Source organism: Bradyrhizobium yuanmingense (assembly GCF_025200905.1).
In the GTDB taxonomy this organism is placed as follows: Bacteria; Pseudomonadota; Alphaproteobacteria; order Rhizobiales; family Xanthobacteraceae; genus Bradyrhizobium; species Bradyrhizobium yuanmingense.
The window spans coordinates 5,159,923-5,177,994 of the sequence record NZ_CP104173.1; the positions used below are offsets into that span (position 1 = coordinate 5,159,923).

Here is an 18,072-nt window from a genome sequence, read left to right on the forward strand (position 1 = left end):
CTAGAACGTCACCCGCAACCCCGCGTAAAACGCGCGCGGCCTTGCCGGGCTCAGCGAGCGCGGGTCGGTGAAATCCGCGCCGCCATTGGTGAAGTTGGGCAAGGCGTCGCGGTCGAAGAACTGGCCGTAGGTCACGTAACGCTTGTCGAAGATGTTGTCGACGCGGCCGTAGAGCTGGACGTTCTTCGCGACCTGATAGGAGGTATGGAGATTGAACACCGTGTAGGACGGCAGCTTCGCGAACTGGTTCGACTCGTCGCCGACCAGATACTGGCTGGAGACGAACAGCGCATTGCCGCCGACCTTCCAGACGTCGGTCACGGCATAGTCGACGCCGACCTTGACGCGGTGGCGCGGGATTGCGGGGATCTGGTTGCCGGGCCTGACCTGGATGGTCTCGGAGGTGTCGTCGGCAAACGGGCTTTCCGAGCCGAGCTCGAGCGGATCAAGGAAGCGCGCATCGACGAAGGCGTAGCTCGCCTGGAACTGCAGCGTGGGCGACTTGATGTTGACTTCGGCTTCGAGCCCCTGCCGCCGGGTGCGGCCTACGTTCGAAAAATAGCCGAAACCAGTCCGGCCAACGACCGGCACCGCCATGATGTCGTCGTGGTTGGTGGCGCGAAAGCCGCCGATCTTCCATCCGAGGGTGCCGATGTTCATCTCCTTGGTGCCCCGGAAACCGGCCTCCACGGTCTTGGAGACGACCTGCTTGAGCGGCGGATCGGAGACCAGAAACGCCGCGATCAGACAGGGACGGGCCGGATCGGAGCAGCCGAGCTCGAGCGGCGTCGGGACGCGGTTGGCCTCGGAGTAGCCGGCATAGGCGGTCAATTCCGGCGTGATCCTGTAGGTGCCGCCGATGATCGGATTGAAACGCGTGAAGGTGTGATCGCCGTTGAGCGCAGTCCCAAGCTGATCTTCCAACGTGATCCGCGCCGCATTGAAGCGGCCGCCCCCCGTGATGGCGAAGGCTTCCGTGACGTTGAACGTATCCATCGCGTAGAGGCCGTTGTACTGATTGACGGTCCGCAGCGAGACCGGGCCGGCGACGGGGTCCGTCACAGGAGTCGGTCCCAGGAAAACGCCGCTGCCGCTGACGACGTAGTTCTCTCCCATCGAGCCGATTTCGGAGGAGGCGTTGTAGCGCGTGACGCTGGCGTCATAGGTTGCGCCCACCACGAAGCGGTTGTCATGGCCGAACAACTGGTCGGTGTTGGTGGCCTGCCCCGACACGCCGAACGTGGTCGAACGGATCGAGCCGCGGTCGATCGCGCCGAGGATCGTGCCCGGCGCAAATGGGTTGGCAAGCTGCACGCCGCCCGCGCCGTAGGCGGGTGAGGTGTCGTCGCCAAAGCAGAGCAGCGCCGGATCTGCAGCGCACTCCTCCACATCGGTCGGGTTGCCGTCGACCACCTTTTGCTCGTACCTGCGCACACGCGCGATGCCTTCGAGCGTCCAGGTCGGCGTCGCGTCGACCTTGCCGGTCAGGTTGAGATAGCCGACGCGATTGGAGGTGGTCTGCGGCGTGGTATAGGTCGCGCCCCAATATCTGTCGAGCAGCTCGGCCGGGACCGTGGCGCTGGCGCCGAAATCGTTCTTGGCCACGCCCATATTGGCGTGGAATTCGCTGTCGCCGGCCCTGTAGCCGACATCGCCGTAGAAGCGCCGCACGGTCGATTGGGAAAAATTGCGGAAGCCGTTGTCGCGCAGTCCTTCGAGCGCACCGTAGACGGCGAAGTTCTGGTCAACCTGCTTGCCCCATTGCGCCGAGCCCTGGATGCGGCCGAACGATCCGCCCATGAGGTCGAGCTCGGCGCCCTGATAGGTGAAGCCGTCCTTCATTTGCAAGTTGATCGCGCCGCCGAGTGCATTGAGGCCGAAGGCCGGATTGTTGGTCACCAGCGTCACCGACCTGATCGCGGCCGTCGGAATCAGGTCCCAATTGACGGCGTCCGAGAAGGCCTCGTTGATGCGGACGCCGTTCTGGTACACCGCAAGGCCTTGCGGCGTGCCCGTCACGGGCGAAGCGACGAAGCCGCGGAATTCGACATCCGGCTGGAACGGATTGCCGGTGACTTCGCTGATGTTGATGCCGGCGATGTTGTCGCGCAGCGCGTCCGTGACGTTCAGCGAACCGGTGCGCCTGATCTGGTTGGCATCTACGGCATTGATCGCCGACGGAACCTTGTCGACATCGAGACCCCGGCCGGTGCCCGGCGAGGTCGGATAGACGTAAAGGCGTGTCCTCGGCGCGGCCGATCCCGGCGCCCCCACGCGCGCAACAGGTCGCGACGGCGCCGCGCGCCGCGCTGCCGAAGGTGGTGCGGTCACCTCGACCGGCGGCAGGTTCTGGACGTTGGTCTCCTCGTCCGGCGCGGCCCCGGCAGGGGTCGCATAGACCAAGCCCGATACCAGCCCGGTCGACACCGAAGCCATCAACAAAGCACGCTTGAACGAAACAACCTTGCCCATCCCCGCCTTCCCATCCGTGACCACCGACTGTTTTGATGTTCCGCCGATTGGTCGGGACGAGTTTATTCGGCCGCAATGGGGACGCCAGCCACAAAAGGTCGGACCCTATCCACACCCATTTTCCCGACCAAATCGGGAATTTTTCCCGATCGCTTTGGACGCGATCAGGTTGCCGCTGTCGGCACCAGCGCTTCCACGGTCACACCGCCCTCACTCGAGACCACATTGAGCGTGCCGCCGAGCGCCAGGATCCGCTCGCGCATGCCGACGAGGCCGAAGCCGAGCTTCTGGCCTGGCTCCATGCCGCGGCCGTCGTCGCTGACCCGCACCCGGGCGCAGAAGCGGCCGCCGGCCTGCTCGACCGGCTCGATGACGACGCTGACCGAGGTCGCACCGGCGTGGCGGAACACATTGGTGAGCGCCTCCTGCACGATGCGGTAGATGGTGAGATCGGCGGTCTCGCCGGTGGGGCCCAGCGCCGGCGAGATCGAGGTCTCGATCGCAACGTCGGGATGCGACTCCCGCCACAGCCGCCACAGGGATTCGAGCGCCTGGCGCAGGCCGAGCTCGGCGAGGCCCACGGGCCGAAGACGCTCCAGCACGCGGCGATTGAACTGCTGGAGTGCATTGATCTGCTCCAGCATGGCGCTGCCATGTTTGCGCACCGCATCGGCACTCGGCTCGCGTCCGTCCGCCTGCTTCGCCAGCGCGCTCGCATGCGCGCGCAGCGAGAACAGATAGGGCCCGAACTCGTCGTGCAATTCGCGCGCGATCTCCTTGCGCTCGATGTCCTGCAGCGACACCGCGCGCTCGGCAAGGCGACGCTTGTCCTCGACCGCTTCACCAAGCGTCGCGGCAAGATGGTTGAGCCTGGTGCAGATCGCCGCGAGCTCCGGCGCGCCGCCCGGCGCGACACGGGCCTCGTAATGTCCGCTTTCGAGCTTCCCCATGGCGTCCGCCAGCGACTGCAACGGTGCCAGGGCACGGCCGACCACCTTCATCATCAGGAAGAACAGCGCAAGCGCGATCACCGAGCCGACCTCGAGCTGGGTCACGATGCCGTCCCAGATCTCGGCGATCTCGTCGTCGGGATGCGAGGTGATCACGAGCGAGCCGGGTTTGCCGCGAATCGAGACCGGCACGCTGACCGCGGTCTGCTCGGGATGGACAAGGCTGACGAACCAGGCCGGCGGGGCACGCGTGTCGACATCGGAGCCAAGCCGGCGGGGCGTCAGCGGGTTCCCACCGGAATCGTGCAGCGCGATGCTGACATGGCGCAGGCGGCTGAGATCGCGGGCGATCTGGTTCAGCCTGGCATCAGGATCGGGTGCCTCGTTGAGATCGGCAACGATCATCTCGATGAATTCGCGCGCGAGGCGGATCACGCTCTGGTCCTCGGCCTGCACGCGCGGGCCCGCCTCGGCGATCTGGCGGCCGATATTGACCGCGAGCCCCAGCGCCAGCAGCAGCGCCAGCAAGAGATTGATGCGCCCGCGCAAGGAAAGATTCTGCCACATTGGTCTCGCTCGTGCCTCGCGAAGGGTTGGCGCCTGTCCGACGACGTTGACAGAGGCGAACCGCCCGATATCTAATCGGAAGCGTACAGCAATCCCAGCCGGGTTGCATGAGCCGACACGAGACGCGCGTCTTGTCTGGTCAGTCTCATGCGGCGCAGAACAGGCAAGCTCCAAGGGAACGGGCTGTCGCGGGGAACGCCTATGCGCATTCTGATCGTCGACGATCATCCCATCGTCGCCTCCGGCTGCCGTGCCGTGCTGGCCGACGAAGGCGAGATCGAAATCTTGGAAGCCGCCGATGCCGAGGACGGCGAGTGCGTCTTCATCGTCGAACGTCCCGACCTCTGCATCATCGACATCAATCTGCCGACCGTCTCCGGATTCGAGCTCGCGCGCCGCATCCTCGAGCGCGCGCCCGAGGCCCGCATCATCATGTTCAGCATGAACGACGACCCCGCTTTCGCTGCGCGCGCGATCGAGTGCGGCGCCAAGGGCTACGTCTCCAAGACCGGCGACCCCGACGACCTCGTCGAGGCGATCCGCGCCGTCGGAAGCGGCGGCACCTATCTTCCGACCGCGATCGCGCGCAGCATCGCCTTCGCCGGGCCGACGCTGGCACAAAACCCGCTGTCGAAGCTGAACGCGCGCGAGATGGAGATTCTGCGGCTGCTCAGCGCCGGCAAGAGCCTGTCCGAGATCGCGTGGCTGGTGCAATCGTCCTACAAGACGGTGGCCAATACCTCGTCCATCATGCGCCAGAAGCTCGGGGTGAAGACCTCGGTGGAGCTGGTGCGGCTGGCGATCGACAGCGGTGTCGCCTGACCACGCCACGAATTCGGTCACACAAGCGTTGCAATCTTGGTGTGGTGAGATGCCACGGAGCTCTTAGGCATGACGATTCAGACTGTCTCGACCAACAAATCCCATGGCGGCGTGCAGGGCGTCTATCGCCATGCCAGCCAGGTGACCGGAACCGACATGGTGTTCTCGGTCTATATCCCGCCGCATGGGGACGGCGCCAAGCTGCCCGTGGTCTGGTATCTCTCCGGCCTCACCTGCACGCATGCCAACGTCACCGAGAAAGGCGAATTCCGCAAGGCCTGCGCCGAGCTCGGCCTGATCTTCGTCGCGCCCGACACCTCACCGCGCGGGCCCGATGTGCCGGGCGATGCCAACAACGCCTATGATTTTGGCCTCGGGGCCGGCTTCTATGTGGACGCCACGCAAGAGCCGTTCGCGCGCAATTATCGCATGTGGAGCTACGTCACGGACGAGCTGCCGAAGCTGGTTGCGGAGAGCTTTCCGGTCGATGCCAGGCGGCAATCGGTGATGGGCCACTCGATGGGCGGCCACGGCGCGCTGACGGTGGCGCTGCGCAATCCGCACCGCTTTCGCGCGGCAAGCGCGTTCGCGCCGATCGTGGCGCCCTCGCTCGTGCCCTGGGGCATCAAGGCGCTGACCGGCTATCTCGGACCGAACAAGGAGTCTTGGCGCAACCACGACACGGTGGCGCTGATCGAGGACGGCGCCAAGTTCTCCGGCTTCCTGGTCGACGTCGGCGAGGCCGACAATTTCCTGAAGGAGCAGCTCAGGCCGGAGCTGCTCGAGGCCGCCTGCGCCAAGGCGGGCATCCCGCTGACGCTGCGGCGCCAGGCGGGCTACGACCACAGCTATTATTTCATCTCGACCTTCATGAGCGATCATCTGCACTGGCATGCGGAGAGATTGAAGGGGTGATGTCTTTCTCCTTCTCCCCTTGCGGGAGAAGGTGGCGCGAAGCGCCGGATGAGGGGTTCTCTCCGCTCGCACGACCATTCGTGGGGATGGAAACCCCTCACCCGTCTCGCCGCTACGCGGCGAGCCACCCTCTCCCACAAGGGGAGAGGGGGAACCTCACGGCTTGCCGTAGTTCGGCGCCAGCAGGCGGTTGCGGATGAGATAACTCATCGTGCGCGACCAGGATTCATCCGTGTTGCCGCGCATGTCGGCGCTGGCGACCGCGACCATGTTGCCGGTCTTCACGTCGCGCAGATAGATGTTGAGATTGATGATCAGGTTGGAGACCTTCTGCACGAGGCCGGTGATCTCCAGATCGGCGCCGAGCTGGCCGGCGAGCTTGAGGTCGCAGCCGCCGCAGGCCTGCAGGTTCGCGCCACGGGCGGCCTCCCGTATCGGCGCGATGTCAAGCACCTGGAACCGGCCCGACTCTGCCAGCTCCTTGCGCAGCTGCTCGCTGATGCGCATGAGCCGCGCCTCTTCCGGCTTGGAGCCGTAGAACTCGCCCGGCAGGCTGGTGTCGACCAACTCGAAATCGAACACCGCGAGCTTCGGTGGATCGGCGAGCGCGCCCGCCCCCGTCCACAGCAATGCTGCGGTTGCCAACAATGCTCGCATGATCGTGATGCCCGGCTTCGCGCGCGCGGGGACGAAATGCGGGGTTGCACGGCCTGACAAATTGGTCATGCTTGAAGCAGAGACAATTCTTCACCGGCGGTCAAGCCGGGGAGATCGTCTGGAGGAAACATGATCCGATGGTTGGCCGGCCTGATCGGCTTTGGTCTTGCCGCGACGAGCGCGCTTGCGGCCGATCCCGTCACGATCGGCGTCGGCTATCTCGCAATCGCCGGCACCCGATCAACGCTGTCGCTGGCCGAGCAGCCTGCCGAGAACGACGGCCTCGCCGGCGCGCGCCTTGCCATCGAGGACAACAACACCACCGGGAAATTCACCGGCCAGCGCTTCACGCTGGAGGAGCGCCGCATCAGGGAAGGCGAGGACGTGGCGCAGGCTGCGACCGCGCTCGCCGAGAAGAACGGCTTCATCATCGCCGACCTGCCCGCCGATGCGCTGTTGAAGGTCGCGGACGCCTTGCGCGACCGCGGCACGCTGCTGTTCAACGCCGGCGCGATCGACGAGCGGCTGCGCGAGACCGATTGCCGCGCCAACGTCATCCACACCGCGCCGACGCGTGCGATGCTCGCCGACGCGCTCGGCCAATATCTGGTGTGGAAGAAGTGGTCGCGCTGGCTGCTGGTGGTCGGCTCGCACGACGAGGACAAGCTGTTCGCGGATGCTATCAGGCGCACCGCGGCGCGGTTCGGCGCCAAGATCGTGCAGGAGCGAACCTTCGAGGACAAGGGCGGGGCGCGGCGCACCGATAGCGGCGTGGCGCAGATCCAGCGTCAGATCCCCGTCTTCACGCAGCAGGCACCGGCCTATGACGTGCTGGTCGCCGCCGACGAGAGCGAGGTGTTCGGCTCTTATCTGCCCTATCGCACCTGGGATCCGCGCCCGGTCGCCGGCTCGGCCGGCCTCGTGCCGCGCAGCTGGGACGCATCGCAGGATCAGTGGGGCGCGATCCAGATGCAGAACCGCTTCATCAAGCTGAATTTGCGCCGGATGACCGCACGCGACATGCAGGCCTGGACGGCGGTGCGCATGATCGGCGAGGCCACCTCGCGCACCAATTCCGGCGAGGTCAGGAAGGTCACCGATTTCATCAAGGGCCCGGATTTCTCGGTCGCCGCCTTCAAGGGCACGCGACTGACCTTGCGCGACTGGAACCTGCAGCTGCGTCAGCCGATCCTCCTGGTCGACGGCCGCATGGTGGTGTCGGTGTCGCCGCAGGAAGGATTCCTGCACCAGGTCTCCGAGCTCGACACGCTCGGCTACGATCGCCCGGAGAGCAAATGCAAGCTGAAATGAGCAATGAGATGAGATCGAGCCGCCTCGACAATGATGACGGTGCGCCCCCTCCCCCGCGCGCGGGGGAGGGTTGGGGAGAGGGTGTCTCCACGCGCGAGAACCCCCAAGAGGAGAGAGCCCTCACCCGCATCGCATCTGTCGATGCGATGCGACCTCCCCCGCCAGCGGGGGCGGTGAGGACCGCTCGCGGACAGAGATCGCACATGCTAAGCGCAGCGTTGCTGATGGTTCTGGCGACCTCCGCACCACCCGCGCATGCGTTCATCGCCTATGTCTCGAACGAGAAGAGCAATACGGTCTCGGTGATCGATACCGACAGCTGGACCGTGACCAAGACCATCAAGGTCGGCCAGCGTCCGCGCGGCATCGACCTTACCCGCGACGGCAAGTTCGTGATGGTCGCGGTCGGCGACGATGACACCATCCAGGTGATCGACGCCAAGACCCAAACCGTGGTGGACAGCCTGCCCTCCGGACCCGACCCCGAGCTGTTCGCGCAGGATGCCGCCGGCAAGATGCTCTACGTCGCCAACGAGAACGACAACACGGTGACGGTGATCGACCTCGAGAAGCGCGCCCGGCTCGGCGACATCCAGGTCGGTGTCGAGCCCGAGGGCATGACCATCAGTCCGGACGGCAAGACGCTGATCAACACCTCGGAAACCACCAACATGGCGCATTTCATCGACACCGCCTCGCGCCAGATCGTCGCCAACGTGCTGGTGGACGCGCGGCCGCGCTACGCCGAGTACAAGCATGATTCTTCCGAGGTGTGGGTGTCCTCGGAGATCGGCGGCACTGTCTCGATCATCGACCCCAAAAAGCACGAGGTGATCGGCAAGGTCACGTTCGAGATTCCGGGCTTGCGCAAGGAGGCGATCCAGCCGGTCGGCATCGGCATGACCAGGGACGACAAAACCGCGTTCGTCGCGCTCGGCCCCGCCAACCGCATCGCCGTGGTCGACGTCGCCTCGCGCAAGGTGACGAAATATCTCCTGGTCGGGCAGCGGGTCTGGCACATGGCGTTCACGCCGGACGAGAAATATTTGCTCACCACCAACGGTGTGTCGAACGACGTCTCCGTCATCGACGTCGCCGCGCAGAAGGTGATCAAGACCATTCAGGTCGGCGAGCTGCCCTGGGGCGTCGCGATCGCGCCATGACCAGCCCCGCCCCGATCGCCGAAGCCCAGGAGACGCCGAGACCCGAAGAGGCCGCGGTGCCGGCATTGTCGATCGACGGTGTCAGCCATGCCTATGGTCCGCGGCGCGCATTGACGAACGTGTCTTTCAATGTGCAGCCCGCGAGCTTCACGGCGCTGCTGGGACTCAACGGCGCCGGCAAGAGCACGCTGTTCTCGCTGATCACGCGGCTGTTCGGCATCCAGTCCGGCCGAGTCTCGATCTTCGGCCATGACGTCAGTAAGAGCCCCGGCGAGGCGCTGCGGCTGCTCGGGGTCGTTTTCCAGCCGCGCACGCTCGATCTCGACCTGTCGCTGACGCAGAACCTGCTCTACCACGCCGCGCTGCACGGCATTGGCCGCCGCGAGGCCTCGGCGCGCAGCGCCGAGCTGCTCGGCCGGATCGGCCTTGCCGATCGCGCCGCAAGCAAGGTGCGCGACCTCTCGGGCGGACAGATGCGGCGGCTGGAGATCGCCCGGGCGCTGCTGCACCAGCCGCGCCTCTTGCTGCTCGACGAGCCGACCGTCGGCCTCGACGTCAAGGCGCGCGCCGACATCATCAGCCACGTCCGCCAGCTCGTGACCGAGCAAGGCATCGGCGTGCTCTGGGCCACGCACCTGTTCGACGAGATCATGCCCGATGACGATCTCGTGGTGCTGCACCAGGGCAAGGTGCTGGCGCAGGGACCGATGAACCGCGTCGTCGCGGAAGCCGGCGCGCAGGACGTCAACACCGCCTTCATGCGCCTGACCGGCGCGCAAACCATGCCTGGAGGCGGCGCATGAGCAGCATCACGACGCGCGAGGCGCCGCGCGGCTTCTCGTTCGCCGAGTACATGACCTGCCTCAGCGGCATCGTCTGGCGCGAGGGCCTGCGCTTCCTGCATCAGCGCGAGCGCTTCGTCTCGGCGCTGGTGCGGCCTCTGGTGTGGCTGTTCATCTTTGCCGCCGGCTTCCGCCAGGTGCTCGGCATCTCCATCATCCCGCCCTACGAGACCTACATCCTCTACGAGGTCTATATCGCGCCGGGACTGATGGCGATGATCCAGCTCTTCAACGGCATGCAGTCCTCGCTCTCGATGGTCTATGACCGCGAGATGGGAAACATGCGCACGCTCCTGGTGAGCCCGCTGCCGCGGGGGTTCCTGTTGTTCTGCAAGCTGCTCGCGGGCACCGCGGTATCGCTGCTCCAGGTCTATGCGTTCCTGCTGATCGCCTGGCTCTGGGACATCACCCCGCCGCCCCAGGGCTATCTCACCGTGCTGCCGGCGCTGATCCTGTCGGGGCTGATGCTGGGCTCGCTCGGCATGCTGATCTCGTCGGGCATCAAGCAGCTGGAGAACTTCGCCGGTGTCATGAACTTCGTGATCTTCCCGATGTTCTTCGCCTCCTCCGCGCTCTACCCGCTCTGGCGCGTGCAGGAGGGCAACCCCTATCTCTATTATCTGTGCGAGGCCAATCCGTTCACCCATGCGGTCGAGCTGATCCGTTTCGCGCTGTATGGCCAGATCAACTGGATCTCGCTGGCGGTGGTCGCGGTTTGCACAATCGTCTTCATGATCGGTGCGATCCTGGCCTATGATCCCTCGCGCGGGTTGGCGCGACGCGGGCCTGCGGGAGGCGAAGGATGATTGTTCGGGTTCTGGTCACCTCTGTACTGGTGCTCGCTGTCGCGAGCACGACGGCGCACGCCGCCGATCCGCGCTATCCGGACTGGCCGTGCACCCAGGCGAAGGTGCCCGAGATCTCGCTGGCGGCCGTGTGGGGCGGTCCGCCGCTCGACGACGTCCAGAACAAATGGAAGGACGACGCCAAGATCAGCGCGCTCGTTGCGAAACTGGCGGCGCGCAAGACGCCACTGGATGATGCGGAAAAGCTGGTGAAGGAGTTTCTCGCGGGTTCCGCTGCCGACAAGACCGCGAACGCAAAGCTGCTGTTCGCCGGCCTGTTCGACACGCTCAACGCCCAGCGCTCCCAGGTCATGAACGGACTCGAGCGCGTCAGCCGCAAGCAGCGCGATGCCGCCGACAAGATCCGCGAGGAGGCAATTCAGCTCCAGGCCCTGCAAGGGGCCACACCGCGTGACGAGGCCAAGGTCCAGGCGCTCAGCAACGAGCTGATCTGGAAGACCCGGATCTTCGAGGACCGTAACAAGGTGGTGCGCTTCGTCTGCGAGGTTCCAACGTCGCTCGACCAGCGCCTGTTCGCGCTCGGACGCGTCATCCAGCAGGAAATGGAATAGCGTCAGTTACGCTGACCGCTCACGAAAAGTTCCCGCAATCGCTCCGGCAACGTTAACCTTTCGCCGCGCTATGTGCCGGAACCAAATCGATTTATGATGGCTTGTCGACGTGAACTCAAGACGTCGGGAGGCCTCGATGGGAACCACAAGAATCATGTTTGCGGGCGCTGCGGTCCTCAGCATGCTCGCAACCAGCGCCTTTGCTGACGACATGACCGGGATGATCACGCGGATCGATCGGCTCAACGGCACGATTTCGATCCAGCAGACCCAGAAGGGCACGGTCGGCGCCAGCACAGGCAGCGCCGGCGCGCTCCAGGAGTACAAGGCCAAGGATGCGGCGATGCTGGATGCCGTCCATGCCGGCGACAGGGTGAGCTATTCTGCGACCGAGACCAACGGTACGGGCACCTTGACGAAGCTGCAGAAGCAGAAGTAACGGCGCTGGCGCCTGATCTCTCCTGCTTGCATCAATGTTGCTCCGGCCGCGGCTCCGGCTGCGCCTCTTCCGTCGGCAGCTTCGCGCCCTCCCAGCCGTCGGTGCCGTCAGGATACCAGGCGATGTTGGCATAGCCGTAAGCGAGTGCACGCTTCGCCGCGTTCCAGGACATCCAGCAATCGGCGAGGCAATAGATCACCAGCAGCGCGGCCTTGTCGCCGCGTGAGGCGCGCGCGAGGCCACGCTGAAGATAATCGTCCATGGCGGGCGGCAAGTTGCCGTAGCCGGTGTCCGGCAGCCAGAAGCTGCCCGGAATGTTCCTGCGCGGCGCGTCACGCCACACCGTGCTCACAGGAAGGTTCTTTGGTTTCGGCGCGCGCGGCATCACGTCAACGAAGGTGCCGCTGTTCGCACGCCAGATCGCCTCCGCCTCGCCGGTCGTGAGCACGCGCGCGCCAGCGAGCGTCGCCGGCACCGGCGCGCGATAATTGTCGGTACGATATCCCTCGGGCTCGAACGGCTCCTGCTGCTGCGCCGACGCCGGGGCCACGAGCAAGGCAACGACGAACGCAGCGGCAAGCGGCCGGCTCATGGCGCCTTCTTGGCCGTCTCCGCGCCGAGCGGCCGGTTGTTCTCGTCCAGCAGCGGCACGCCGAAATCGAGCAGGATCTTGTTGATCTCGCCCTGGTTCTCCTGGATCACCCGGTTGAGCTGCCGCTTCCAGTTCTGGTCGGCGGGTCGCACGCCCATGCCGATGCGATAGACCAGCTTGGACCCGGTGGTCTCCTTGACCAGCGGCATGACGTGCAGCGAGGGGCCGGCTTTCTTCGCATAATAGCCGGCCATGGGTCCCCAGAGCACGCCGGCGTCGATCTTGCCGGCAGCGAGGTCGTCGATCATCGCCTGCGCGGAATTGTCGAAGCGCGTGTCGATCATCAGCTGATAGGGCTTTGCATCGCCCATCAGGCCTGCCAACGCCATATTGGTCGCCGGCGGCGTGCCGGCGACGATGCCGATATGCTTACCTTTCAGGCGTGCGTCCTGCAGCGTGTCGACGTCCTCGAGCCCGCTGCCAGTCTTCGCAACCAGTGCATAGGTCGTGCGGTAGTAGGGATTGGTGCCCTGCACGAGGTCGTCGCCCTGCGGGTAGCCCATGATGACGTCGCAGCGATGCGCACCCAGCGTCATGCGCACGAAGCCGGCGGCCTGCGGGAAGAACACGTAGTCCAGCTTCTTCTGCAGCTTGTCCGCCAGAAACTCGGCGAGCTTGTTCTCGAAGCCCTCGCCCTTCTCGTTCGAGAACGGCAGGTTGCGCGGGTCGGCGCAGACGCGCAGCACCTTCGGGTCGACCAGCTCGAATGAGAGATCTCCGGTCTCGTTGGTCTGCGCGATGGCGAGATCGCCATAGGCACACGATGCGATCACGATCCAGAGTAAAAAGCACCAGCGACGATGTCGTCCGGCCTGCGTCATCGCGCTTCCTCCTCGTTTTGTTTGAATGTTATCCATGCAACGCATGACGCGCCACGTGTGCCAACTTTTGCCGGCTTTGCTTTGTTGCAGTGCAATGAGGCCAATCCTTTGAACTGAGGCGGAAAAGTGTCTCGCATCGCTCTCGTGATCGCAGCCTTGTCCCTGGTAGCAGCCACGCTAGCACGCGCCGGGGCGGCCGAATTGCCTGTGAGCGAAGTCGCGCCGGGAATCTTCGTACACTCCGGGGCCATCGCGCTGATGAGCCGCGAGAACGAAGGCGGCATCGCCAATGTCGGCTTCATCATCGGAGGTGACGCGGTGGCCGTGATCGACACTGGCGGCAGCCTGCGCGAAGGCGAGGCGCTGCTGGCGGCGGTACGAGCGCGCACGCAAAAGCCGATCCGCTATGTCATCAACACCCATGGCCATCCCGACCATGTCTTCGGCAATGCTGCCTTCATGGGGGAGGGAACCAGCTTCGTCGGCCACAGCAAGCTGCCGCAGGCGCTGGCGAGCCGCGGGCCCTTCTATCTCGACAATTTTAGGCGCCTCATGGGCCCCGAGCTGATCGATCCCGTGAAGATCGTACCGCCGACCCTGCTCGTAACGGACACGCTCACGCTCGATCTGGGCTCGCGCCGCTTGACCTTGCGCGCTTGGCCGGCCGGGCACAGCGACAACGATCTGACCGTGTTCGACGAGAGCACCAACACCCTGCTTGCCGGCGATCTCGTCTTTCTCGGCCACATTCCGGTGATGGACGGCAGCATTCGCGGCTGGCTCGCCACGCTGAAAGAGTTGGAGACGATCCCGGCGCTGCGCGTTGTTCCCGGTCACGGTCCTGTGAGCGACTGGCCAGCGGCGCTGAGCGATCAACGACGTTACCTGTCAACGCTGCTGTCCGACGTCCGCGCCCTGAACAAGAGGGGCGCGCCGATCCGCGCCGCTGCGGACAAGGCGGCGGCGGACGAGCGGCCGCACTGGCAGCTGTTCGAGGACTACAACGCCCGCAACGCAACTGCAGCATTTTCGGAAATTGAATGGGAATAGCGGGCGCGCTACGCTGGCAGAAGATCAGCTTCACCTAAACCGAGGAGCATGACCATGACGGCATGCACACGCCGCCTACCCCTGATTGCCCTGCTCCTCGGCATCGCCTTTGCCGTGCCGGCGCAGGCGGACGAGGCCTCCGATCCCTGGCCGGGCCTGGTGCAGGACATCTTCAGCAACCGGCCGATGAACGACGGCGCCGAGGTCATCGGCATCGAGATGCCCTATCGCGCCGAGGATGCCGCCATCGTGCCGGTGACGCTGCGCAGCAAGCTGTCGCCCGGCGACAGCAGACGCATCCGTTCGATCACGCTGGTGATCGACCGCAATCCCGCGCCGATGGCCGCGAAGTTCGAACTCGGCCCGGACGCCAATGTCACGGAAATCTCGACCCGTGTGCGCGTCAACAACTACACCGACGTGCACGCGGTCGCCGAGCTCAGCGACGGCCAGCTCTACGTCTCGAAAGTCTATGTGAAGGCCTCTGGCGGCTGCTCGGCGCCGGCTGCAAAGAACGTGGAGGAAGCCAAGAACCGGCTCGGCCAGATGCGCTACCGGCAATTCGCCCGTGAAGAAGGTCCGGCAAGCCGGTTGCGCGAAGCGCAGATCATGATCGGCCATCCCAACAATTCCGGCCTGCAGATGGACCAGGTCACGCAGCTCTATATCCCCGCCTTCTTCATCAACCAGCTCAGATTGACGCAGGACGATAGCCCCGTGCTGTCGATGGAAGGCGGCATCTCGATCTCGGAAGATCCCAACCTGCGCTTCACCTATCTCTCCAACGGCGCCAAGCGCTTTCGTGCGGAGGCCCGGGATACGGACGGGCATGTGTTCCGCAATGAATGGGAGGTGGAGAAGCCGGGGACTTAGTTTCGTCAGACTTTCGCTGAAGCCCCCTCTCCCCTTGCGGGAGAGGGTGGATCGCCGCGTAGCGGCGAGACGGGTGAGGGGTATGTTTCCGCGCCCACCTGCCTCTCATGCTGGAATATGCCGATAGAACCCCTCATCCGGCGCTTCGCGCCACCTTCTCCCACAAGGGGAGAAGGAAGATCGCACCGTCTGTGCCGCGATAGCTAAAAACACCTCACCTCGGCTTCCGCCTGCGCGCGCCTTAAGTCATTCACCGCCGAGTTGGCCTGCTCCGAGGTGCGAAACTGCACGCCGAGATCGCCGCGCACTTGCGACATGCTGAGCGCGGTCTCGGCGGTAACATAGCGCTCGTAGGGTATGATCGAGGCGACCACGTCGATGGAGCAGGAACATTGCTCGATCGCGGAGCGCGTCTCGCCGTTGGCCTTCATGCAGCCATAGACGTATTCCGCGCGCGCCGCGGTGGGATAATCATTGGCCTCTTCGGCCCGTGCCACGCATACGCTGGCAGCGAGCGCCGTCAATGCGGCGACAATCGGTCGTAGCCGTCCGGCCAGATCCATGCGCGTCCTCCCGCTGGTTGCGACCAAGGCTATGCTATGCGTATTGTGCTGAAAAGCACTCTGTCAGAGGAAACGGCTCACAAGGTGATGACAGTTTTGGCGCGAATTTGGGCGCTCGCAACGGTGCTGGCGCTAGCCGCACCTGCCGGCGCTGCGGACACAATCCGCCTTGCGGTGCAGAAGACCGGAACATTCTCGTGGGAGCTGGCCGCGATCCGAAGCGCCGGCCTCGACAAGGAGGCCGGCCTGGCGCTGGAGGTCACCGAGCTCGCGAGCACCGAGGCCGGCAAGATCGCGATGCGCGCCGGCAGCGCCGACATCATCCTGTCGGACTGGCTGTGGGTGTCGCGCGAGCGCACGCTCGGTGCGAAGCTCACCTTCTATCCCTATTCCAGCGCGCTCGGCGCCGTGATGGTGCCGGCCTCATCGCCGATCAAGACGCTCGCCGACCTCAAGGGCCGCAAGCTCGCGGTCGCCGGCGGGGCGATCGACAAGAGCTGGCTGCTGCTGCAGGCGCGGATGAAGCAGGACGGCATCGACCTCAAGTCGGAAGCAACCATCGTCTACGGTGCCCCGCCGCTGATCGCCGCCAAGGCGCTGGACGGCGAGATGGATGCGAGCCTCAACTTCTGGAATTTCTGCGCCCAGCTCGAGGCCAAGGGTTTCAGGCGCCTGACCGGCATCGAGGACATCTTGCCGAAGCTGGGTGCCAAAGGCGCGGTCGCCGCGGTCGGCTATGTCTTCGATGAGAGCTGGGCCGCGAGCCATAAGGAGGCCGTCGCGCGCTTCATCGCGATGACCCGCAAGGCCAAGGAGTTGCTGGCGACCTCGGATGCGGCCTGGGACAAGGTCGCGCCGCTCACCGGCACGACGGATCCCGCCCTGCTCAGGACCTACCGCGAGCGCTACCGCGACGGCATTCCGCGCCGGAGCATCGATGACGAGGAAAAGGACGCGCGCGTACTCTACCGCGTGCTGGCCGAGATCGGCGGCCGCGACCTCGTCGGCCCCGCAGCCGAGCTCGACCCCGGCACCTTCTATCATGCAGTCCCCGGAGACTGAGGTGCTGCGCCTGCTGTCGTTCGCTCTGTTCCTCGCGATCTGGTGGATTGCCGCGCTCGTGGTCGGCGGCGCAAAGCTGCCTTCCCCGCCGGCGGTGCTTCAGGTGATGATCGCGGAAGCATCAAGCGGCGCGCTGTTCCTGCATCTCGGCGCCACGCTGGCGCGCGTCGCGCTCGCCTTCACCCTCGCGATGTCGCTCGGCAGTGCCATCGGCTATTTGATGGGCCGGGTGAAGCTCGCCGACCGGCTCGGTGATCCCTGGCTGATCCTGCTGCTCAACCTGCCCGCATTGGTCGTGATCGTGCTGGCCTATATCTGGGCTGGCCTCACCGAGGCCGCCGCGATCGCAGCGATCGCCATCAACAAGCTGCCGACCGCCATCGTCACCTTGCGCGAGGGCACGCGCGCGCTCGACCGTTCGCTCGACGAGATGGCGAGCGTGTTCGCAATGCCGCGCTGGCGCGCCTTCCGCCACGTCGTGCTGCCGCAACTGGCGCCCTATATCGCGGCCTCGGCCCGCTCCGGCCTGTCGCTGGTGTGGAAGATCGTGCTCGTCGCCGAGCTGCTGGGGCGGCCGAACGGCGTCGGCTTCGAGATCGGCGTCGCCTTCCAGCTGTTCGACACGCCGCGGCTGCTGGCCTATTCCCTCACCTTCGCCGCCGTCGTGCTCGTCATCGAAACCTTGCTGGTGCAGCCGTTCGAAGCCCGCGCAAACCGGTGGCGGCCCCGTGCGGCTTGAGGTCGATATCACGGGCAAGACTTTCAGGAGTGCCGCGGGCGGAACGCACGAGGTTCTGGCGCCCGTCAAGTTCGCGCTGCAATCGGGCGAGGTCGGCGTGCTGATCGGCCCCTCCGGCTGCGGCAAGAGCACGATGCTGCGCATCATTCTGGGACTGGACCACGATTTTGCTGGCAACGTCGCGCGACCGCCGGAGGCACGGATCGGCATGGTGTTCCAGGAGCCGCGCCTGCTGCCGTGGCGCTCGGTCGAGCAGAATGTACGGCTGGCTGCGCCCGATGTCGCTGATGCCAAGCTCGCCGAGCTCTTCAGGATTTTGGAGCTGGAAGCGCATCGCGACCACTATCCCGGTGAGCTCTCGCTGGGTTTGGCCCGGCGCGTGGCGCTCGCCCGCGCCTTTGCCGTCGAGCCGGATATTCTGGTGCTCGACGAACCGCTGGCATCGCTCGATGACGCTCTCGCCGGACGCTTGCGCGATGAAATTGCAACGCTCGTCGCGAGCCGGCCGGTGATGACGCTTTTGGTGACACACAGCCTGGACGATGCCGTGCGCCTGGGCGACCGGCTGTTCTTCCTATCGCCGCGACCAGCGCGGATCGTGGCCGAGGTGCCTATCGGCATCCCGCGCGACACACGCGGCGAAGCCGAAATTGCAGCGATAAAGGCCGGCCTCGCGCAACGAACTCAAGGCGACCGCACTGAGCGAGATGCCTCATAGCCGGTCGCCTGGCGGACGTGCTAGATTAGCGGGCGGCGG

General features: G+C 65.3%; 19 protein-coding genes. 13 read left to right on the forward strand and 6 right to left on the reverse strand.

Annotation, left to right across the window (positions count from 1 at the left end; translation table 11 throughout):
• Together N2605_RS24435 and N2605_RS24440 are read right to left on the reverse strand one after the other, a co-directional pair.
• Window positions 1-2,472, reverse strand: a complete 2,472-nt coding sequence (locus N2605_RS24435) for a TonB-dependent receptor (RefSeq protein ID WP_260343371.1) — start codon at window positions 2,470-2,472, stop codon at window positions 1-3.
• A gap of 164 nt (window positions 2,473-2,636) precedes the next feature.
• Window positions 2,637-3,989 carry a histidine kinase gene (locus tag N2605_RS24440; RefSeq protein WP_036029415.1) on the reverse strand — a complete coding sequence of 451 codons (1,353 nt, stop codon included), beginning with the start codon at window positions 3,987-3,989 and terminating at the stop codon, window positions 2,637-2,639.
• Window positions 3,990-4,190: 201 nt separating this feature from the next.
• Between N2605_RS24440 and N2605_RS24445 the strand changes: the two genes are divergently transcribed.
• On the forward strand, window positions 4,191-4,811 hold the full coding sequence (locus N2605_RS24445) for a response regulator (protein WP_036007891.1): 621 nt from the start codon (window positions 4,191-4,193) through the stop codon (window positions 4,809-4,811).
• A gap of 69 nt (window positions 4,812-4,880) precedes the next feature.
• Window positions 4,881-5,726 (forward strand): S-formylglutathione hydrolase, encoded by an 846-nt coding sequence (gene fghA / locus N2605_RS24450; protein WP_036029411.1) that lies wholly within the window; start codon window positions 4,881-4,883, stop codon window positions 5,724-5,726.
• A 156-nt stretch (window positions 5,727-5,882) separates the two neighbouring features.
• Here fghA and N2605_RS24455 read toward each other — a convergent pair whose 3' ends face one another.
• Window positions 5,883-6,452, reverse strand: coding sequence for a DUF3280 domain-containing protein (locus N2605_RS24455; RefSeq protein ID WP_085972392.1), 570 nt, complete (start codon window positions 6,450-6,452; stop codon window positions 5,883-5,885).
• A 60-nt stretch (window positions 6,453-6,512) separates the two neighbouring features.
• Between N2605_RS24455 and N2605_RS24460 the strand changes: the two genes are divergently transcribed.
• The 6 genes from N2605_RS24460 (at window position 6,513) to N2605_RS24485 (ending at window position 11,555) form a co-directional block, all read left to right on the forward strand.
• A complete protein-coding gene (locus N2605_RS24460) occupies window positions 6,513-7,694 on the forward strand; it encodes an ABC transporter substrate-binding protein (protein WP_036029408.1) in 1,182 nt (393 codons plus the stop codon).
• 203 nt (window positions 7,695-7,897) lie between these two features.
• Complete coding sequence (locus tag N2605_RS24465; protein ID WP_036029406.1) at window positions 7,898-8,857, forward strand: YVTN family beta-propeller repeat protein; 960 nt, start codon at window positions 7,898-7,900, stop codon at window positions 8,855-8,857.
• Entirely contained in the window at window positions 8,854-9,660 is an 807-nt protein-coding gene (locus N2605_RS24470; protein ID WP_036029404.1) for an ABC transporter ATP-binding protein, read from the forward strand. The genes N2605_RS24465 and N2605_RS24470 overlap by 4 nt, the downstream gene beginning before the upstream one ends.
• Entirely contained in the window at window positions 9,657-10,505 is an 849-nt protein-coding gene (locus N2605_RS24475) for an ABC transporter permease (protein ID WP_036029401.1), read from the forward strand. The genes N2605_RS24470 and N2605_RS24475 overlap by 4 nt, the downstream gene beginning before the upstream one ends.
• Window positions 10,502-11,116, forward strand: a complete 615-nt coding sequence (locus N2605_RS24480; RefSeq protein WP_260343372.1) for a BAR domain-containing protein — start codon at window positions 10,502-10,504, stop codon at window positions 11,114-11,116. The genes N2605_RS24475 and N2605_RS24480 overlap by 4 nt, the downstream gene beginning before the upstream one ends.
• A gap of 136 nt (window positions 11,117-11,252) precedes the next feature.
• Window positions 11,253-11,555, forward strand: a complete 303-nt coding sequence (locus tag N2605_RS24485; protein ID WP_036007909.1) for a copper-binding protein — start codon at window positions 11,253-11,255, stop codon at window positions 11,553-11,555.
• 31 nt (window positions 11,556-11,586) lie between these two features.
• Here N2605_RS24485 and N2605_RS24490 read toward each other — a convergent pair whose 3' ends face one another.
• The gene (locus N2605_RS24490) at window positions 11,587-12,147 is read right to left on the reverse strand and encodes a PQQ-dependent catabolism-associated CXXCW motif protein (RefSeq protein WP_036029396.1); all 561 of its coding nucleotides are present in this window, start codon (window positions 12,145-12,147) and stop codon (window positions 11,587-11,589) included.
• A complete protein-coding gene (locus N2605_RS24495; protein WP_036029394.1) occupies window positions 12,144-13,028 on the reverse strand; it encodes a substrate-binding domain-containing protein in 885 nt (294 codons plus the stop codon). The genes N2605_RS24490 and N2605_RS24495 overlap by 4 nt, the downstream gene beginning before the upstream one ends.
• A 126-nt stretch (window positions 13,029-13,154) precedes the next feature.
• On the opposite strand from N2605_RS24495, the gene N2605_RS24500 reads away from it, so the two are divergent.
• Both N2605_RS24500 and N2605_RS24505 read left to right on the forward strand, forming a co-directional pair.
• Complete coding sequence (locus tag N2605_RS24500; RefSeq protein ID WP_036029391.1) at window positions 13,155-14,078, forward strand: quinoprotein relay system zinc metallohydrolase 2; 924 nt, start codon at window positions 13,155-13,157, stop codon at window positions 14,076-14,078.
• A gap of 54 nt (window positions 14,079-14,132) precedes the next feature.
• Entirely contained in the window at window positions 14,133-14,951 is an 819-nt protein-coding gene (locus N2605_RS24505) for a quinoprotein dehydrogenase-associated SoxYZ-like carrier (protein WP_225156477.1), read from the forward strand.
• A gap of 203 nt (window positions 14,952-15,154) precedes the next feature.
• On the opposite strand, the gene N2605_RS24510 is transcribed toward N2605_RS24505, so the two are convergent.
• Complete coding sequence (locus N2605_RS24510; RefSeq protein ID WP_109142938.1) at window positions 15,155-15,514, reverse strand: hypothetical protein; 360 nt, start codon at window positions 15,512-15,514, stop codon at window positions 15,155-15,157.
• An 87-nt stretch (window positions 15,515-15,601) separates the two neighbouring features.
• On the opposite strand from N2605_RS24510, the gene N2605_RS24515 reads away from it, so the two are divergent.
• The 3 genes from N2605_RS24515 to N2605_RS24525 are packed head-to-tail and all read left to right on the forward strand — an operon-like array spanning window position 15,602 to window position 18,033.
• The gene (locus N2605_RS24515; protein ID WP_109142937.1) at window positions 15,602-16,576 is read left to right on the forward strand and encodes an ABC transporter substrate-binding protein; all 975 of its coding nucleotides are present in this window, start codon (window positions 15,602-15,604) and stop codon (window positions 16,574-16,576) included.
• 1 nt (window position 16,577) lies between these two features.
• Window positions 16,578-17,315 (forward strand): ABC transporter permease, encoded by a 738-nt coding sequence (locus N2605_RS24520; protein WP_036042015.1) that lies wholly within the window; start codon window positions 16,578-16,580, stop codon window positions 17,313-17,315.
• Window positions 17,305-18,033, forward strand: a complete 729-nt coding sequence (locus tag N2605_RS24525) for an ABC transporter ATP-binding protein (protein WP_128263283.1) — start codon at window positions 17,305-17,307, stop codon at window positions 18,031-18,033. Before N2605_RS24520 ends, N2605_RS24525 begins: the two co-directional genes overlap by 11 nt.
• The last annotated feature ends 39 nt before the right edge of the window (window positions 18,034-18,072 follow it).

What these genes read in the sequence shown, in the direction of transcription:
- N2605_RS24445 (WP_036007891.1), top strand. Translation starts at nt 4,191, where the DNA reads ATGCGCATTCTGATCGTCGACGATCATCCCATCGTCGCCTCCGGCTGC.
- fghA (WP_036029411.1), top strand. Translation starts at nt 4,881, where the DNA reads ATGACGATTCAGACTGTCTCGACCAACAAATCCCATGGCGGCGTGCAG.
- N2605_RS24440 (WP_036029415.1), bottom strand. Translation starts at nt 3,989, where the DNA reads ATGTGGCAGAATCTTTCCTTGCGCGGGCGCATCAATCTCTTGCTGGCG.
- N2605_RS24485 (WP_036007909.1), top strand. Translation starts at nt 11,253, where the DNA reads ATGGGAACCACAAGAATCATGTTTGCGGGCGCTGCGGTCCTCAGCATG.
- N2605_RS24480 (WP_260343372.1), top strand. Translation starts at nt 10,502, where the DNA reads ATGATTGTTCGGGTTCTGGTCACCTCTGTACTGGTGCTCGCTGTCGCG.
- N2605_RS24490 (WP_036029396.1), bottom strand. Translation starts at nt 12,147, where the DNA reads ATGAGCCGGCCGCTTGCCGCTGCGTTCGTCGTTGCCTTGCTCGTGGCC.
- N2605_RS24515 (WP_109142937.1), top strand. Translation starts at nt 15,602, where the DNA reads ATGACAGTTTTGGCGCGAATTTGGGCGCTCGCAACGGTGCTGGCGCTA.
- N2605_RS24505 (WP_225156477.1), top strand. Translation starts at nt 14,133, where the DNA reads ATGACGGCATGCACACGCCGCCTACCCCTGATTGCCCTGCTCCTCGGC.
- N2605_RS24470 (WP_036029404.1), top strand. Translation starts at nt 8,854, where the DNA reads ATGACCAGCCCCGCCCCGATCGCCGAAGCCCAGGAGACGCCGAGACCC.
- N2605_RS24460 (WP_036029408.1), top strand. Translation starts at nt 6,513, where the DNA reads ATGATCCGATGGTTGGCCGGCCTGATCGGCTTTGGTCTTGCCGCGACG.
- N2605_RS24495 (WP_036029394.1), bottom strand. Translation starts at nt 13,028, where the DNA reads ATGACGCAGGCCGGACGACATCGTCGCTGGTGCTTTTTACTCTGGATC.
- N2605_RS24435 (WP_260343371.1), bottom strand. Translation starts at nt 2,472, where the DNA reads ATGGGCAAGGTTGTTTCGTTCAAGCGTGCTTTGTTGATGGCTTCGGTG.
- N2605_RS24510 (WP_109142938.1), bottom strand. Translation starts at nt 15,514, where the DNA reads ATGGATCTGGCCGGACGGCTACGACCGATTGTCGCCGCATTGACGGCG.
- N2605_RS24455 (WP_085972392.1), bottom strand. Translation starts at nt 6,452, where the DNA reads ATGACCAATTTGTCAGGCCGTGCAACCCCGCATTTCGTCCCCGCGCGC.
- N2605_RS24465 (WP_036029406.1), top strand. Translation starts at nt 7,898, where the DNA reads ATGCTAAGCGCAGCGTTGCTGATGGTTCTGGCGACCTCCGCACCACCC.
- N2605_RS24475 (WP_036029401.1), top strand. Translation starts at nt 9,657, where the DNA reads ATGAGCAGCATCACGACGCGCGAGGCGCCGCGCGGCTTCTCGTTCGCC.